A 15,795-nucleotide genomic window follows, 5' to 3' on the forward strand; every position below is an offset into this window, starting at 1 on the left:
CTGAGACGCGTAGGCAGTCGCGTGCTCGCCTGACGCGCGCAAGGGCATCGACGCCCGAAATCAGCGCGCCGGCCGCCGCGCCCGCGCCGCGTCGAGATCCTCGCACAGCGCGGCCGCGCCTTGCGCGATCCGCGGCGACGGCCGCGTCAGCAGATCGCCGTCGATCGCGAACAGGTTGTTGCGCGCCACGGCCGTCAGCGCGGGCCATGCACGCCAGCGCGCGAGGCTCGGCAGCGGCGCGTCCGAGCGTGTCGCGCCGGCGCTCGTCGTCACGATCGCTTCCGGATTCGCCGCAAGCACGGCCTCGTCGGTGACGGTCGGCGCGAGCGGCTTCAGCGCCGCGAACACGTTACGGCCGCCGCACAGCGTGACGACGTCGTTGAACAGATGCGCGCCGTTGAGCGTCGTCAGCGGCCGGTCCCATACCTGGAAGAACATCGTGACGGGCGGGCGTGCCGCGTAACGCGCGCGCAGCGCCGCGATGTCGCGCGAAAACGATGCCGCGGCCGCGTCGGCGACCGGTTCCGTGCCGAGCAGCGTGCCGAGACGGCGCAGCGACGTCGCGACGTCGTCGAGATGCTTCGGTTCGCTGAAGAACAGCGGAATGTGCAGCGCACGCAGCGCGTCGGTCTGCCGCTCGGCATTGCCGTGCCGCCAGACGACGATCAGGTCGGGCTTCAGTGCGGCGATCCGCTCGAGGTCGAGCGCCTTGTTGTCGCCGACGCGCGGCACGGCCTGCGCGGCGGGCGGGTAGTCGCTGTACGTGACCGTGCCGACCAGCTTCGTGCCGCCGCCGGCCGCATAGACCAGTTCGGTCGCATGCGGCGCGAGGCTGATCACGCGTTGCGCCGGTGCGGGCAGCGTGACGGCATTGCCTGCATCGTCGCGGGTCGTGATGTCGGCGCGAGCGAAGGGCGCGAGCGCGACCAGCATCGCGAGCGCCGGCAGCCGGCGCAACGGGCGGGCGTTCATGCGGATGCCCGTTGCAGCGTCGGAACGCACTGCGCGAGCGCGTCGGCGACGCGCTGCCATTCGGCTTCGTTGCCGGGCAGGCCGACGCGCACGCTCGACGGTTGCGCGAAGTGCCGCGTCCAGATCCCGTGCGTGGCGAGTGCCGTATGCAGCGCGGCGGCGCGCGGGTCGTCGGTCCAGCTGAACAGCGGCGTCGCGTGCACCGCGAAGCCGTGTGCGCGCAGCAGCGCGGCGAGGCGTGCGCCGTCGGCCGCGAGCCGCTCGCGCGCGGCGGCCTGCCATGCGCGGTCGGCGAACGCGGCGGCGACCGCGTGACGCGCGGGGCCGCTGACGGTCCACGCGCCGAGCATGTCGCGCAGCGCGGCGATCAGCTCGGGACGCGCGAGCACGAAGCCCGCGCGAATGCCGGCGAGCCCGAAGAACTTGCCGACCGAGCGCAGCACGACGAGGCCCGGACGATCGGTGTACTGCGCGAGCGACGGCGTGGCGCCCGTATCCGCGAAGGCCTCGTCGACGATCAGCGTGCCGCCGCGTGCCGACAGTTGCGCATGCCAGCCGAGCAGCCGTTCGGTCGGAACGAACTCGGCAGTCGGATTGTTCGGATTCCCGACGATGACGTGATGTAGCGTCGCAGGCAACGCGTCCGAGGCGATGTCGAGCGGGACGACACGATGGCCGTGACGCGCGAAGGCAGGCGCGTATTCGCCGTACGCGAGCGGTGCGACGCCGGCGTCGCCGGCCGGCAGCAGTGCGGGCAACGCGCGGATCGCGGCCTGGCTGCCGGCGACCGGTAGCACGTGCGCGGCATCGGGTGCGCCGTAGTAGCGGGCCGCGCATGCGGCGAGCGTGTCGCCGTCGTCGGGCAGCCGGCGCCATGCGTCGGCCGGGACCGGCGGCACCGGATAGCCGACCGGATTGATCCCGGTCGACAGGTCGAGCCAGGCGTCGTACGGAATGCCGTGGCGGCGCGCGGCTTCGTGCAGGTTGCCGCCGTGCGGGATGCGTGCGTCAGACATGATGGGTAGCGAGGATGAGTGCACCGCTCGCGACGAGCAGCGCGAGCCACAGCGCGAGCGTGCGCGTGACGAGCGACAGCGCGGCGACGACGTGCGCGGCCGTCGCCGGTGCGCCGGTGCCGAGCGCGGGGCGGTCTTCGATTTCGCCGTGATAGACGGCCGGGCCGCCGAGCTGCACGTTCAGGCTGCCGGCGCCCGCGGCCATCACGGGGCCCGCGTTCGGGCTGTCCCAGTGGCGCGCCTGCGTGCGCCAGCAGCGCCACGCGGCGGCCGTGTCGCCGAGCAGCGCGTAGCTCGCGGCGGTGAGGCGTGCGGGAATCCAGTTGAGCGCGTCGTCGAGTCGCGCGGCGGCCCAGCCGAAGGTCAGGAAGCGCGGCGTGCGATAGCCCCACATCGCGTCGAGCGTGTTCGCGAGCCGGAACAGCAGCGCGCCGGGGCCGCCGGCGACGACGAACCAGAAGAGCGCGCCGAAGATCGCGTCGTTGCCGTTCTCGAGGGCCGATTCGACGGCCGCGCGCGACAGCGCGCCTTCGTCGGCTGCGCTCGTGTCGCGCGACACGATCCGTGCGGTCAGCGCGCGTGCGGCATCGAGATCGTGCCGCAGCAGCGCGGCGGCGATCGGCGCGACATGGTCGGCGAGGCTCTTCGCGCCGAGCGCGAACCACAGCAGCGCGACGTGCAGCGCGGCCGCGAGCGGCCACGGCAGCACGGCCGCGAGCCACACGGCGACGGCCACCGGCGGCACCACGGCCGCGACCCATGCGGCGACGCCGACCACGCGGCCGCGCCGGCCCGTGTTCAGCGCACCTTCGATGCGCGCGGCAAGCCGGCCGAACGCGACGAGCGGATGCCAGCCGGCCGGTTCGCCGATCACACGATCGACGATCGCGGCCGCGACCGCGAGGATCGCGACGAGCGGCAGCGACAGCATCAGCATGACGGCGCTCCGGCCTTGAGTTCGAGCGGCAGCCCGGCGACCAGCAGCGTCACGCGCGTCGCGAGCGCGGCGACGCGCTGGTTCAGGCGCCCGAGTTCGTCGACGTAGCGGCGCGTGACCGACCCGAGCGGCACGACGCCGAGCCCGATTTCGTTGCTGACGACGATCACCTTCGCACGCGCGCCGCGCAACGCCTGCTCGAGCCGCTCGACCTGCGCCGCGTACTGCGCATCGTCGAGCGGTTCGCCGTCGAGCGGGCACCGCAGGTTCGTGAGCCACAGCGTCAGGCAGTCGACGAGCAGGCACGCGTGCGGATCGTCGAGCCGCGCGAGCGTGCCGGCGAGGTCGACGGGCGCGTCGGCGAAACCCCAGTCGGCCGGCCGGCGCGCGCGGTGATGCGCGATGCGCCGTTCGAATTCGGCGTCGGCGGCCGTCGCGGCCGCGGTCGCGATGTAGGTGACGGGGCGCCCGCTGTCGGCGGCGAGCCGCTCGGCGTGCGCGCTCTTGCCCGAGCGCGCGCCGCCGAGGACGAAGGTGAGGTCGTGCGGAATCATCGCGTGATTGTAACGGCGCGGGCGGCCGCACGCGGGCGATAATGCGCGTTTGCTTCGCCACGACTTTGCACACGATGAACGCACCCGAACCGCAGCCGCACGGCACGTTGATGATCCAGGGCACGACGTCCGACGCGGGCAAGAGCACGCTCGTCGCGGGCCTGTGCCGCCTCGCGCGCCGCGCGGGCGCGCGCGTCGCGCCGTTCAAGCCGCAGAACATGGCACTGAACAGCGCGGTGACGGCCGACGGCGGCGAGATCGGCCGCGCGCAGGCGCTGCAGGCGCTGGCCGCCGGCGTCGCGCCGCATACGGATTTCAATCCGGTGCTGCTGAAGCCGACGAGCGACCGCGGCGCGCAGGTGATCATTCACGGCAAGGCGCGCATGAACCTCGACGCGCGTGCTTACCACGACTACAAGCCGGTCGCGTTCGACGCGGTGCTCGAGTCATACGCGCGGCTGCGCGCCGGCTACGACACGGTGCTCGTCGAAGGCGCGGGCAGCCCGGCCGAAATCAACCTGCGCGAAGGCGACATCGCGAACATGGGCTTCGCCGAGCGCGTCGACTGCCCGGTCGTGCTGGTGGCCGACATCGATCGCGGCGGCGTGTTCGCGCACCTGGTCGGCACGCTCGCGTGCCTGTCGGACAGCGAGCGCGCGCGCGTGCGCGGCTTCGTCATCAACCGCTTTCGCGGCGACATCAGGCTGCTCGAACCGGGCCTCGACTGGCTGCGCGCGCAGACGGGCAAGCCGGTATTCGGCGTGCTGCCGTACCTGCACGGGCTGATGCTCGATGCCGAGGACATGCTGCCGTCGCAGGCGCGCAGCGCCGCCGTGCGCGGCGATGCCGGCGTGCTGCGCGTGGTGGTGCCCGCGTTGCCGCGGATCAGCAACCATACCGATTTCGACCCGCTGCGCGCGCATCCGCAGGTCGAGTTCACGTACTGGAAGAGCGGCCCGGTGCCGGACGCCGACCTGCTGATCCTGCCCGGCTCGAAGAGCGTGCAGCGCGATCTCGCGTGGCTGCGCGACGCGGGCTGGGACGCGGTGATCCGCCGGCACCTGCGCTATGGCGGCAAGGTGATCGGCATCTGCGGCGGGATGCAGATGCTCGGCCGCACGCTGGACGATCCGCTCGGCCTCGAAGGGGCGCCCGGCAGCGTGGCGGGGCTCGGGTTGCTCGATTTCGACACGACGCTGCAGCCGGACAAGACGCTGAAGAACGTGACCGGGCAGCTCGCGCTGCCCGGCGCGGCCGCGGTGCACGGCTACGAGATCCACATGGGCGACACGCGCGGGCCCGCGCTCGCGGCGCCCGCGCTGGAACTGGCGGCGGGCGACGCACCGGGCGGCGTCCGCCTGGACGGCGCACGGTCGGCCGACGGGCAGATCCTCGCGACCTACGTGCACGGGCTGTTCGACGCGCCCGACGCGTGCGCGGCACTGCTCGCATGGGCGGGGCTCGACGGCGCGGAACGCATCGACTATCCGGCGCTGCGCGAGGCGTCGCTGGAGCGGCTGGCCGATTCCTTCGCCGAGCATCTCGACCTGCGCGCGCTGTACGCCGAGTTCCGCTGACGCATGGCGTGCCGGCCTGGCATTTTGCGGCGGATCGCGTACAACTCAGATGGGCGGAGGTCCGCCCGAAGGAGCGCGACGATGAAGGCTCGATGGTGGTTGAGTGTGCTGCTCGCGGTGCTGCTGGGCGCGTCGGCGCTTGCGCACGCGTGCGATTCGTATGCACCGGGCGGCGGGCCGGCCGGTTCGGGCGACGCCGCCCAGGGCAAAAGCGGCGGCTGAGGTTCGCAGCGGGGTGCTGGCATCGGGGCATGATCGGTCATGCCCTTTTTCATGATCCGATTCGTTCCATTCAGGAATCAGTTAAAGCCGGAATGCGTGTTTATTGGTCGAAACGATTCGAATAGAGTGCGATCCATTCCCATCCACTCACGAAGGAATTCGCCATGAACCCCAATCGCCTGAACGATCTCGGCGCGACGCTGCTGCGTGTCGCACTCGGCGTGCTGTACCTCGCGCACGTCGCGCAGAAGGTGTTCGTCTTCACGCTGCCCGGCACCGCGCAGTTTTTCGCGTCGATCGGCCTGCCGGGCTGGCTCGCGTATGTCACCACCGTCGTCGAACTGGCCGGCGGCCTCGCGCTGCTCGCGGGCTTCCGCGTGCGGATCGCCGCACTCGTGCTGCTGCCGTTCATGCTCGGCGCGGTGTCCGCGCATCTGCCGAACGGCTGGAGCTTCGCGTCGCCGAACGGCGGCTGGGAATACCCGGCGTTCTGGGCCGTCACGCTGGCCGTGCAGGCGCTGCTGGGCGGCGGTGCGTTCGCGCTCGGCGCACCGCGCGCCGCGACGCGGACCGCATAAACGGGGCGGGCTTCGGCGCAACCCGTTCCGGTGACACCCCGTTTGCCGATATCATCGCTCCCTGTATCCGCAATCGAGCGGCGCCTGCCAGGGCGGCAGGCGCAGCACGGCTTTTTCGGGGGAATTCATGACGGTCATCGTGGTGGCGAATCCGAAGGGCGGCGTGGGGAAGAGCACGCTGTCCACCAATCTTGCCGGCTATTTCGCGGCGCAGGGCGCATGGGTCGCGCTCGCCGATCTGGACCGGCAGCAGTCCGCGCATGCGTGGCTCGACCTGCGGCCGGCCGGCCTGCCGCCGATCGAGGCGTGGGAGCTCGACCCGGATGCGCCGTCGAAGCCGCCGCGCGGCCTCGAATATGCGGTGATCGACACGCCGGCCGGGCTGCACGGCAACCGGCTCAACGTCGCGCTGCAGCTCGCCGACAAGGTGATCGTGCCGCTGCAGCCGTCGATGTTCGATATTCTCGCGACCCAGCAGTTTCTGGAGCGCCTCGCCGGCGAGAAGGCCGTGCGCAAGGGCAGCGTCGAGGTCGGGATCGTCGGGATGCGGGTCGACGCGCGCACGCGCTCGTCCGACCAGCTGCACCGTTTCGTCGAAGGGCTCGGGCTGCCGGTGCTCGGCTACGTGCGCGACACGCAGAACTACGTGCAGATCGCCGCGCACGGCCTGACGCTGTGGGACGTCGCGAAGAGCCGCGTCGAGAAGGACCTCGAGCAGTGGCGGCCGATCGTCGAATGGGCGGAGCGCCGCGCGCCGAAAGCGGAGAAGGTCGCGAAGGCGTCCTGAGCGCGCGAGGCGGATGCGCGAGGCGAACCCGCGCGGCGCAGCCGGTCGAATTCGGTCGGTTCCCGCTCCAATGAAGAAGGGCCTGATGCGGCAGCGTGCCGGATCAGGCCCTTCGTACGTATGCGGCTGCGCGGCTTCGGCCGCCCCGGCGCGCGGGGCGCCGCGGCAGTGATCCGGCGCGCCGCGACACGCCGGCCGGCCGCGTGAATCAGGTCCAGTTCTGCGTCGGCACGTGGTCGCGGTGGCCCTTGATCTTGTTGCCTTCGTCGATGAACACGAGCTTCGGCTTCCAGCCGGCCTGCAGCTCGGCTTCGTCGACCATCGCGAACGCCGCGATGATCACGAGGTCGCCGAGTTGCGCGCGGCGCGCGGCCGAGCCGTTCAGCGAGATCATCCCGCTGCCGCGCTCGCCCTTGATCGCGTAAGTCGAGAAGCGCTCGCCGTTGTTGATGTTCCAGATGTCGATCCGTTCGTTTTCGATCAGGCCCGCCGCTTCGAGCAGGTCTTCGTCGATCGCGCACGAGCCTTCGTAATGCAGCTCGCAGTGCGTGACGGCCGCGCGGTGGATCTTCGATTTGAGCATGTGGCGCTGCATGGGTTCTCCGTGATGCGTGAGAGGCGAGGGCGGGCGGCCCGTCAGATTTCCAGGTTGTCGATCAGGCGCGTCGCGCCGAGCTTCGCGGCCGCGAGCACGACGAGCGGCTCGCCGGCTTCGAGTTCGGCGGCGCTCGGCGCGATCAGGTTCGCGCGGCGGCGGATCGCGATGTAGTCGGGCGCCCAGCCGCGCTCGGCCAGGTGCGTGCGCGCGTGCTGCTCGAGCGTGCCGAGGTCGCGCTCGCCGCCGAGCACGCTGTCGCGCACGCGTTGCAGCGTCTTCGCGAGCTCGGGCGCTTCCTTGCGCTCGTCGGTCGTCAGATAGCGGTTGCGCGACGACAGCGCGAGGCCGTCCTCGTCGCGCACGGTCTCGGCCGCGATGATCTCGACCGGCAGCGCGAGCTGCTGGCACATGCGGCGCACGATCATCAGCTGCTGGTAATCCTTCTTGCCGAACACGGCGACGCGCGGCTGCACGCAGGACATCAGCTTGGTGACGACCGTGCACACGCCGGCGAAGAAGCCGGGGCGGAACTCGCCCTCGAGAATCCCGCCGAGGTCGTCGGGCGGCAGCACGCGGTACTCCTGCGGCTCCGGATACATGTCGCGCTCGGTCGGCGCGAACAGCACGTAGACGTTTTCCTTCTGCAGCTTCTCGATATCGTCCTGCAGCGTGCGCGGATATTTGTCGAAATCCTCGTTCGGGCCGAACTGCAGCCGGTTGACGAAGATGCTCGCCACGACCGGGTCGCCGTGCTGGCGCGCGAGGCGCATCAGCGACAGGTGACCTTCGTGCAGGTTGCCCATCGTCGGCACGAACGCCGTGCGGTTCTGTCCGCGCAACTGGTCGCGCAGTTCCTGGATCGAGCTGATGACTTTCATGATCGGGTAGCGGGTTCCTCGCGCAGGCGCGCGTTGGCGCCGCAACAGCGGCGTCGGGGTCGAAGCGGAGAACGCCGGCGCGCGGGCGGCGCATCGGGCGTCGGCGGATTGTAGAGGATTTGGCCGCCGGACGCATCGAAAAAAGTACGATCGTTCACTTTTTACGCGGGCGCGCCGCAGGCAGCCCGCGCGGGCGGGCCCGGCGGCGGGATGCGGCGTGTTTCGGTGTGCGGGATGAGGCGGGGCGGCGGGCGCCTTACGCGGGCAGGTAGGCGAGGCGCACGTAGATCGGCGCGAACGGTTCGGGCTGGGTGATCTCGACGAGCGATTCGCGCGCGAGCTCGAGCATCGCGATGAAGTTCACGACCACGACCGGCACGCCGCGCGACGTGTCGAACAGGTCGGCGAACTCCATGAAGCGTGCGTTCTGCAGCTTGCGCAGGATCAGGCTCATGTGTTCGCGCACCGACAGCTCCTCGCGGGAGATCTTGTGATGCTGGACGAGCTTCGCGCGCTTGAGCACGTCGGCCCACGCGGCGCGCAGGTCGTCCGAGTTCACGTCGGGAAAGCGCGGCGTGATGCTCTGCTCGATGTAGACCTCGGCGCGCAGGAAGTCGCGGCCGAGCTGCGGCAACTGGTCGAGACGTTGCGCGGCGAGCTTCATCTGCTCGTATTCGAGCAGGCGGCGCACGAGTTCCGCGCGCGGATCCTCGGCTTCCTCGCCGGTGTCGGCCTTCTTGACCGGCAACAGCATCCGCGACTTGATCTCGATCAGCATCGCGGCCATCAGCAGGTATTCGGCGGCCAGCTCGAGGTTCGACGTGCGGATCTGGTCGACGTAACCCAGATATTGCGCGGTGACCTGCGCCATCGGGATGTCGAGCACGTTGAAGTTCTGCTTGCGGATCAGGTACAGCAGCAGGTCGAGCGGGCCTTCGAACGTCTCGAGGAACACCTCGAGCGCATCGGGCGGGATGTAGAGGTCCTGCGGCAGCTTGAAGAGCGGCTCGCCGTACAGGCGTGCGAACGCCGCGACACCGTCGACCGTGTCGGGCGTCGAATCGGCGCCCGCGGGCGCGGCGATCGCGTCGTCCTGCCGGGCGGCGCTGGCCTCGTCGGCGGCGCTCACGTCGTCAGAAGTTCTGGTAGTAGACGTAGGACGTTTGCTTCACGCGCGATTCCTGCTGCTCGGCACGCTCGTCGAGGTCGATCGGCTGCTTGTCCCACAGCAGGGAGCGGCCCTTGCGCTGCTCTTCTTCGAGCGTCGGCTTCTGTTGCTTGAGCTGGTTCAGGAATTGCGTGACGTCGGACTGGTACGGCATGGCTTGGCTTTCCGTTTCGGGCGGCGCACGATGCGCCGGATTCGCGATGGCGGGATTTTACCGCATCGCGGGGAACAGCCGGCGGCAATCGCGCGTCGAATCCGCTGGCCGGTGCCCGCGGCGCGACCGGCCGGGCCCGTGCGCGCGTCGTTGCGCGCAAGCGTCAAAGCGGGGCCCGCGCGGGCAGGGCCGCCGCCCTGTGGTCAAATACAGGGTTTTCCACGGAATCACGACAACCGAGGGTGAGGTCATATTTGGCGGGTCACGCGAACCAGCAAGCACACACGACGCATGAGGCGAGCCCGCGCGCGGCCCGACACCCCGGTCGTCGCGCGCGGCGCGGCGCCGGTGCGGCGGTCCGGGCAGCCCTCGTCGGCTGTCTCGCCGCGTTCGTCGTGCTGCCGGCCTACGCGAAGTACGACGTCGACATCGACGCGCCGCGCTCGATCCGCAAGCTACTCAAGACCCATCTCGACATCGCGCGCTTCGCGAAGCGCGACGACATCAGCGACGACCAGTTCGACTTCCTCGTGACCGCGACACCGCAGCAGGTGCGCGACCTGACCGCGACGGCCGGCTATTTTTCGCCGGTCGTGCGCACCGACGTGCGCACGCGCGACGGCAAGCGTGACGTGCGCGTCGCCGTCGATCCGGGGCCGCAGACCGTCGTGTCGACTGTCGACCTGACGTTCAAGGGCCCGGTCGGCACCGAGGATCCGAAGCAGGAGGCCGCGACCCGCTTCGCGTTCTCGCTGAAGCCGGGCGACCCGTTCACGCAATCGGACTGGGACGTCGCGAAGGGCGCGGCGCTCAGGCAATTGCAGGCGCGCCGCTACCTGGGCGCGAAGATCGCGTCGTCGGAGGCGCGCATCGACCCGCGCACGCAGCGCGCGACGCTGGCCGTCACGTTCGACAGCGGCCCGACATTCACGATCGGCAAGGTCGATGTCGACGGCGTGCGCCGCTACCCGGAGAAGATCGTCACGAACGTCAATCCGCTGTCGGAAGGCGAGATCTACGACGTGCAGCGGATCACCGAGCTGCAGCGGCAACTGCAGAACACGCCGTACTACGCGAGCGTCGCGATCGACGTCGGCGACGATACGTCGAAGCCCGAGCGTACGCCCGTGCACGTGAAGGTCAGCGAGTTCCCGTACAACAACATTCGCGGCGGCGTCGGCTACGCGACCGATACGGGCCCGCACGTGCAGGGCTCCTACACGTATCTCGACACGTTCGGCGCCGCGTGGCCGTTCACCGTGTCGGGCCGGCTCGACCAGATCCAGCAGTACGGCCAGGTCCAGCTGTCGATGCCGCCCGGCGCGAAAGGGTGGACCAACAGCGTGCTCGCGTCGTACACGAACACCAACGTGTCGGACACGCGCATCTACAGCGCGCGGGTCGGCGTGCAGCGTACGCGCACCGGCCAGTTCATCGACTATGCGTACTCGCTGATGTTCTACCAGGACCGGCTCGACCAGAACGGCGCCGGCCCGACCACGAGCCGCGCGCTGGTGCCGCAGTGGGCATGGACGCGCCGCAACGTCGACGATCCGCTGTTCCCGCGCTCGGGCAACCTGATTCACGCGGAGGCCGGCTTCGCGATCAAGGGCGTGTTGACCGACCAGACCTTCATCCGCGGTTACGCGCGCGGCCAGCAGTACGTGCCGGTCGGCAAGCGCGACCTGTTCGTGTTCCGCGCGGAACTCGGCGGCGTGTTCACGAGCGGCAGCTCGACCGGCGTGCCGGCATCGCTGCTGTTCCGCGCGGGCGGCTCGAACTCGGTGCGCGGCTACGGTTACCAGAGCATCGGCAACAGCGTCGCCGGCTCCGTGCTGCCGACCAAGTACCTGATGACGGGCACCGCCGAATACCAGCACTGGTTCAACCGCGACTGGGGCGCCGCGACCTTCTTCGACATCGGCACCGCGACCGATGCGTGGGGCGAGCGCGTGTTCTACCCGGGCGTCGGCATCGGCGCGCGCTGGCGCAGCCCCGTCGGCCCGATCAACGTCGACGTCGCGTACGGACTGCGTAACCACAGCGTGCGCCCGTACCTGACGCTCGGCATCGCCTTCTGACCTTGTTGCACGAGCCACGAACCGCATGACGAAGGACCCGAACGACACGCTGCCGCCGAACGATCCGGACTCGCCCGAGCGCGCGCCCGACGCGCCGCCGCGCGCGCCGCGGCGCGGGCGTGCGGGCCGGATCGTCGCGTGGACGCTCGTGACGGCCGTGCTGCTCGTCGTGCTGGCGGCCGGGCTCGTGCTGGCCGCGGCGACGACCGAGCGCGGCACGCGGCTCGCGTGGCAGACGGCCGTGCGCGTACTCGGCGGCCGGCTGGCGGGCACGCTGGACGGCGGCGCGCTCGCGACCGGCGTGCGGCTGCGCGGCTTCGCGTGGACGAGCCCCGGCGGCACCAGCACCGAAGTGCGGATCGACCGGCTCGACGGCCGCTGGGTGCTGACCCGCGCGCCGTGGCGGCTTTCGGTCGCTTACCTGCGCGCGGGCACGGTCGACGTGCGGATCGTGCCGGGGCCGTCGAAGCCGGCCGCGACGCCGCAGGACCTGAGCCTGCCGCTGCAGTTGCGGATCGACGACCTGCGTGTCGACCACCTGGCGATCCACGAAGGCGGCTCGACGACGCAGCTCGACCATCTCGCGCTGAACGGCCGCAGCGACGGCCGTCACCATGAACTCGCGCTCGATGGCGTCGACACGCCGTACGGCGCGCTGACCGCGCGCGCGAAGCTCGACGGCGTGAAGCCGTTCGCGCTGACGGGCAACGCGACCTACGTGGGCAAGGTGGCCAACGAAGCGGTCAACGCGAGCGCGAACGTATCGGGTTCGCTCGAAGCGCTCGTCGCCGACGTGACCGCGAGCGGGATGAAGCTGAACGGGCGCGCGCACGTCGAGGCCGCGCCGTTCGGCACGGTGCCGCTCACGCGCGCGTCGCTCGCGTTCGATCACGTGAACCCGCAGGCGATCGCGCCGGGCGCGCCGGCCGCCGATCTCGCGGTGCGCGCGGAGCTGGCGCCCGTGACCGCGCCGGCCGGCACTGCTCCGGCGAAGGGGTTCGCGGTGACCGGCCCCGTGTCGATCGCCAACGCGAAGCCCGGCACGCTCGGCGAGCACCTGCTGCCGGTGATCGACGCGCATGCGATCGTCAATCTCGACGCGCACGCGCAGCGAATCGACGGCCTCGCGCTGAAACTGATCCGCGACGGCAGCGTGACCGGCAACGGCACGCTGACGGGCGGCAAGGGCCGCTTCGACCTGAAGGTTGCGAATCTCGACCTGAACGCCTTCGTTGCCGAGTTGCGGCCGATGCGCCTGGGCGGGCCGCTCGGCGTGACGCTCGCCGGCGACGTGACGACCGTCGATTTCGACCTGAACGATCCGAAGCTCGCGCTCGGCGCGCGTGCGAAGGTCGCGCTGACGCCGCAGCAGACGGTGCTGACCGATGCACGCGTGACGGCGGGCAAGGGCCGTATCGACCTGACCGGCGTGTTCCGTCACGACGCGCATTCGAGCTACGATGCGAAGGCGACGCTGACCGCGTTCGATCCGCTGCTGCTCGCGGCGATGGGCGCGCCGAAGGCCGGTAGCGGCAAGCCGGCGGCAAAAGTGGCCAAAACGGCGGCCAAAACAGCGACCAAAACCGCCGCCGGGGCCAAGGCGCCGGCCAGGCGCGGCGAGACGCGCGTATCGGGCACGCTGACGGCATCCGGCGCGTTCGCGCCGCAGGTGTCGACGAAGGCGACCTTCAAGCTCGGCGACAGCCTGTACGACGGCGTGCCGCTGACCGGCGCGGGCGTCGTGCAGTTCGCCGGCTCGCGGATCCTGCCGAGCAATGCGACGCTGTCGATCGCGGGCAACCACGTCGACCTGCGCGGCAGTTTCGGCGCGCCGGGCGACCGGCTGCGCTTCGTCGTCGACGCGCCGGAGCTCGACCGGCTCGGCTTCGGCGTGCAGGGGCTCGTGCAGGCGCAGGGCGAGCTGACCGGCAGCTTCGCGCATCCGAACGTGACGGCCACGTACAAGGCCCAGCACGTGGTGGTCGGCTCGAACCGGATCGGTGCCGCGCAGGGTCGCGCCGACATCCGCGACGGCGCGCACGGCGCGCTCGTATTCACGACCGACGCGACCGACATCGCACTCGGCTCGCTGCAGCTGAAATCGCTGCGCGCGAACCTCGACGGCACGCGCGCGAAGCACACGCTCGACGCGTCGGCGATGGGGACGGCCGGCGGCCGCGTGATCGACCTGACGCTCGCGGCGAACGGCGGCGTGGTCGAGAGCCGCGACGGAACGCGCTGGGACGGCACCGTCACGCGCCTCGCGAATCGCGGCACGCCGGCGGTGGTGCTGCAGGCGCCGCTTGCGGTGTCGGCCGGCGCCGGCCGCGTGACGCTCGGCGCGACGCGGCTCACGCTCGAAGGCGCGGCGATCGACCTGAAGTCGTTCGTGTTCGACCACGGCCAGATGCGCTCGGCAGGCGCGGTGCGCGATGCATCGGTCGCCCGTTTCCTCGAGATCCGCCAGGAACTGACGGGCCAGCGGCCGCCGGTGCGCACCGACGTCGTGCTCGATGCCGACTGGGATTTCTCGCTCGGCGCGAACGCGACGGGCTACGTGCAGGTGAAGCGGCGCGGCGGCGACGTGACGATCGAGACCGGGCGCGGTATCGCGTCGCTCGGGCTGACCGACCTGTCCGCGCGCGCGAGCTTTGCGCCCGGCAACCGGCTCAACGTGGTGGCGCTCGCGAAGGCGAACCGGGTCGGCACGCTCGACGCGAACGTCACCGTGCCGTTGGCGCTGCGCGACGGCGTGTTCGGTGTCGTCGACGACGGCCCGCTGTCGGGCCGCATCGACGCCGACATTCCGTCGCTGAAGGCAACCGGCAACCTGTTCGGGCCGAGCTACCTGCTCGGCGGGCGCGCGGCGTTGAAGCTGACGGTCGCGGGCACGCCGGTGAAGCCGAACGTGTCGGGGATGCTGACCGGCGACGACCTGTCCGCGACGCTCGTCGATCAGGGCGTGCAGCTGAAGGACGGCATCGTGCGCGTGAAGCTCGCGGAGAACCTCGTCGAATTCCAGCAGGTCGAGTTCCACGGCGGCGACGGCACGCTGCGCGCGATCGGTCGCGTACGTCTCGACGGCGAGGCGCCCGACCTGACCGCGAGCATCGTCGCGGACAAGCTCGAGCTGTTCGCGGCGCCGGATCGCAAGCTGTCGCTGTCGGGCAAGGCGACCGTCGCGAACGACGGGCCGCGCGGCGCACTGTCGATCGACGGCAAGTTCGTCGTCGACCGCGCGCTGTTCGACCTGCCGGAGGAGTCGGCGCCGCACCTGTCCGACGACGTCGTGATCGTGCGCCCGGACGGCACGGTGCGCGGCGACGTGCAGACCGGTACGGCGGTCGCGAAGCCGCAGAAGGTCGAAGACAAGCCGGCGCCGTCGCTCGCGCCGCGCGCGAACATCGACATCGGGCTCGGCAACAACTTCCGCTTCAAGGGTCACGGCGCGGATCTCGGCCTGCGCGGCACGATCACCGTGATGAGCGCGCCGGGCGTGCCGCTGCGCGCGGTCGGCAACGTGCGCGTGACGGAAGGCTCGACGTATACGTCGTTCGGCCGCAAGCTCGCGGTCGAGAACGGCTTCTTCACGTTCAACGGTCCGGTGTCGAATCCGGGCGTGAACATCCTCGCGATGCGGCGCAACCAGGAGGTCGAGGCCGGCGTGCAGGTCACCGGCACGATCCAGTCGCCGACGGTCAAGCTCGTGTCCGAGCCGAACGTCACCGACAACGAAAAGCTGTCGTGGCTGCTGTTCGGGCACGGCACCGACCAGGGCAACAACGTCGGCCAGCAGAACGCGATGACGGCCGCGCTCGGGCTGCTTGGCAGCGCGACCGGCAAGCGCGTCGCGCAGAGCATCGGTCTCGACGAATTCTCGATCGGCCGCAGCGACGTCGGCCTGACCGATGCGCAGGTCGTGCAGATCTCGAAGGCGATCAACGAGCGCTTCGTGCTCGGTTACGAGCAAGGGCTGCAATCGGCGAGCAACGCGTTCAAGGCGACGATCAACCTGACGCGCTTCTGGTCGGTGTCCGCGTACGGCGGCACGTTCCAGGGCGTCGACCTGAACTACACGCGGCGTTTCGATCGCTGGTTCGGCCAGCGGTGACGAAGCGGGCGCCCGGCCGGTCGGCCAGGCGCGCCGGCGCACCGGTTCGCGCGTGCGCACGCGCCGCATCCTGCCCACGCAGCGGCGAGCGTCACGCCGACCTGCAACCACCGGCCGCGGCGCCGCTCGCTGCCGCCCATGAAAAAGCCCCGCACGTGGTGC

14 protein-coding genes are annotated in these 15,795 nt (G+C 70.8%); 6 read left to right on the top strand and 8 right to left on the bottom strand.

Features of this window, described 5'->3' with window-relative positions:
- Positions 1 to 60 precede the first annotated feature (60 nt).
- Genes U4012_RS29595 through cobU form a run of 4 tightly spaced genes read right to left on the bottom strand, consistent with a single transcriptional unit; the run spans position 61 to position 3,479 of the window.
- On the bottom strand, positions 61 to 972 hold the full coding sequence (locus tag U4012_RS29595) for a cobalamin-binding protein (protein WP_321802849.1): 912 nt from the start codon (positions 970 to 972) through the stop codon (positions 61 to 63).
- Positions 969 to 1,988, bottom strand: a complete 1,020-nt coding sequence (cobD, locus tag U4012_RS29600; RefSeq protein WP_321802852.1) for a threonine-phosphate decarboxylase CobD — start codon at positions 1,986 to 1,988, stop codon at positions 969 to 971. Before cobD ends, U4012_RS29595 begins: the two co-directional genes overlap by 4 nt.
- Entirely contained in the window at positions 1,981 to 2,925 is a 945-nt protein-coding gene (cbiB, locus tag U4012_RS29605; protein WP_321802854.1) for an adenosylcobinamide-phosphate synthase CbiB, read from the bottom strand. Before cbiB ends, cobD begins: the two co-directional genes overlap by 8 nt.
- Complete coding sequence (gene cobU, locus U4012_RS29610; protein WP_321802856.1) at positions 2,919 to 3,479, bottom strand: bifunctional adenosylcobinamide kinase/adenosylcobinamide-phosphate guanylyltransferase; 561 nt, start codon at positions 3,477 to 3,479, stop codon at positions 2,919 to 2,921. The genes cbiB and cobU overlap by 7 nt, the downstream gene beginning before the upstream one ends.
- Before the next feature lie 74 nt (positions 3,480 to 3,553).
- On the opposite strand from cobU, the gene U4012_RS29615 reads away from it, so the two are divergent.
- The 4 genes from U4012_RS29615 to U4012_RS29630 all read left to right on the top strand — a co-directional run bounded on the left by U4012_RS29615 (position 3,554) and on the right by U4012_RS29630 (position 6,643).
- Entirely contained in the window at positions 3,554 to 5,056 is a 1,503-nt protein-coding gene (locus U4012_RS29615; RefSeq protein ID WP_321802858.1) for a cobyric acid synthase, read from the top strand.
- Positions 5,057 to 5,137: 81 nt separating this feature from the next.
- Positions 5,138 to 5,278: a hypothetical protein gene (locus U4012_RS29620; protein WP_185640879.1), complete on the top strand. Its 141-nt coding sequence runs from the start codon at positions 5,138 to 5,140 to the stop codon at positions 5,276 to 5,278.
- Positions 5,279 to 5,442: 164 nt separating this feature from the next.
- Positions 5,443 to 5,856, top strand: a complete 414-nt coding sequence (locus U4012_RS29625) for a DoxX family protein (protein ID WP_044849223.1) — start codon at positions 5,443 to 5,445, stop codon at positions 5,854 to 5,856.
- A gap of 127 nt (positions 5,857 to 5,983) precedes the next feature.
- On the top strand, positions 5,984 to 6,643 hold the full coding sequence (locus U4012_RS29630; RefSeq protein WP_044849222.1) for a ParA family protein: 660 nt from the start codon (positions 5,984 to 5,986) through the stop codon (positions 6,641 to 6,643).
- 208 nt (positions 6,644 to 6,851) lie between these two features.
- Here U4012_RS29630 and panD read toward each other — a convergent pair whose 3' ends face one another.
- The 4 genes from panD to U4012_RS29650 all read right to left on the bottom strand — a co-directional run bounded on the left by panD (position 6,852) and on the right by U4012_RS29650 (position 9,441).
- Positions 6,852 to 7,238 (bottom strand): aspartate 1-decarboxylase, encoded by a 387-nt coding sequence (gene panD / locus U4012_RS29635; protein WP_006484038.1) that lies wholly within the window; start codon positions 7,236 to 7,238, stop codon positions 6,852 to 6,854.
- A 41-nt stretch (positions 7,239 to 7,279) separates the two neighbouring features.
- Entirely contained in the window at positions 7,280 to 8,119 is an 840-nt protein-coding gene (gene panC, locus U4012_RS29640; protein WP_044849221.1) for a pantoate--beta-alanine ligase, read from the bottom strand.
- A gap of 256 nt (positions 8,120 to 8,375) precedes the next feature.
- The gene (locus U4012_RS29645) at positions 8,376 to 9,248 is read right to left on the bottom strand and encodes a segregation and condensation protein A (RefSeq protein ID WP_044849220.1); all 873 of its coding nucleotides are present in this window, start codon (positions 9,246 to 9,248) and stop codon (positions 8,376 to 8,378) included.
- 4 nt (positions 9,249 to 9,252) lie between these two features.
- Positions 9,253 to 9,441 carry a DUF3460 family protein gene (locus U4012_RS29650; RefSeq protein WP_044849219.1) on the bottom strand — a complete coding sequence of 63 codons (189 nt, stop codon included), beginning with the start codon at positions 9,439 to 9,441 and terminating at the stop codon, positions 9,253 to 9,255.
- Positions 9,442 to 9,695: 254 nt separating this feature from the next.
- Between U4012_RS29650 and U4012_RS29655 the strand changes: the two genes are divergently transcribed.
- Both U4012_RS29655 and U4012_RS29660 read left to right on the top strand, forming a co-directional pair.
- A complete protein-coding gene (locus tag U4012_RS29655) occupies positions 9,696 to 11,522 on the top strand; it encodes an autotransporter assembly complex protein TamA (protein WP_044849218.1) in 1,827 nt (608 codons plus the stop codon).
- A 25-nt stretch (positions 11,523 to 11,547) separates the two neighbouring features.
- A complete protein-coding gene (locus tag U4012_RS29660) occupies positions 11,548 to 15,633 on the top strand; it encodes a translocation/assembly module TamB domain-containing protein (RefSeq protein WP_321802865.1) in 4,086 nt (1,361 codons plus the stop codon).
- Positions 15,634 to 15,795: the final 162 nt, after the last annotated feature.

The organism is Burkholderia sp. BCC1988 (assembly GCF_905339895.1).
In the GTDB taxonomy this organism is placed as follows: Bacteria; Pseudomonadota; Gammaproteobacteria; order Burkholderiales; family Burkholderiaceae; genus Burkholderia.

Bases quoted from the DNA above. Each gene is read 5' to 3' on its own strand.
- U4012_RS29630 (WP_044849222.1), top strand. From the start codon at position 5,984: ATGACGGTCATCGTGGTGGCGAATCCGAAGGGCGGCGTGGGGAAGAGC.
- U4012_RS29595 (WP_321802849.1), bottom strand. From the start codon at position 972: ATGAACGCCCGCCCGTTGCGCCGGCTGCCGGCGCTCGCGATGCTGGTC.
- cbiB (WP_321802854.1), bottom strand. From the start codon at position 2,925: ATGCTGATGCTGTCGCTGCCGCTCGTCGCGATCCTCGCGGTCGCGGCC.
- U4012_RS29660 (WP_321802865.1), top strand. From the start codon at position 11,548: ATGACGAAGGACCCGAACGACACGCTGCCGCCGAACGATCCGGACTCG.
- panC (WP_044849221.1), bottom strand. From the start codon at position 8,119: ATGAAAGTCATCAGCTCGATCCAGGAACTGCGCGACCAGTTGCGCGGA.
- U4012_RS29615 (WP_321802858.1), top strand. From the start codon at position 3,554: ATGAACGCACCCGAACCGCAGCCGCACGGCACGTTGATGATCCAGGGC.
- cobU (WP_321802856.1), bottom strand. From the start codon at position 3,479: ATGATTCCGCACGACCTCACCTTCGTCCTCGGCGGCGCGCGCTCGGGC.
- U4012_RS29625 (WP_044849223.1), top strand. From the start codon at position 5,443: ATGAACCCCAATCGCCTGAACGATCTCGGCGCGACGCTGCTGCGTGTC.
- panD (WP_006484038.1), bottom strand. From the start codon at position 7,238: ATGCAGCGCCACATGCTCAAATCGAAGATCCACCGCGCGGCCGTCACG.
- cobD (WP_321802852.1), bottom strand. From the start codon at position 1,988: ATGTCTGACGCACGCATCCCGCACGGCGGCAACCTGCACGAAGCCGCG.
- U4012_RS29620 (WP_185640879.1), top strand. From the start codon at position 5,138: ATGAAGGCTCGATGGTGGTTGAGTGTGCTGCTCGCGGTGCTGCTGGGC.
- U4012_RS29650 (WP_044849219.1), bottom strand. From the start codon at position 9,441: ATGCCGTACCAGTCCGACGTCACGCAATTCCTGAACCAGCTCAAGCAA.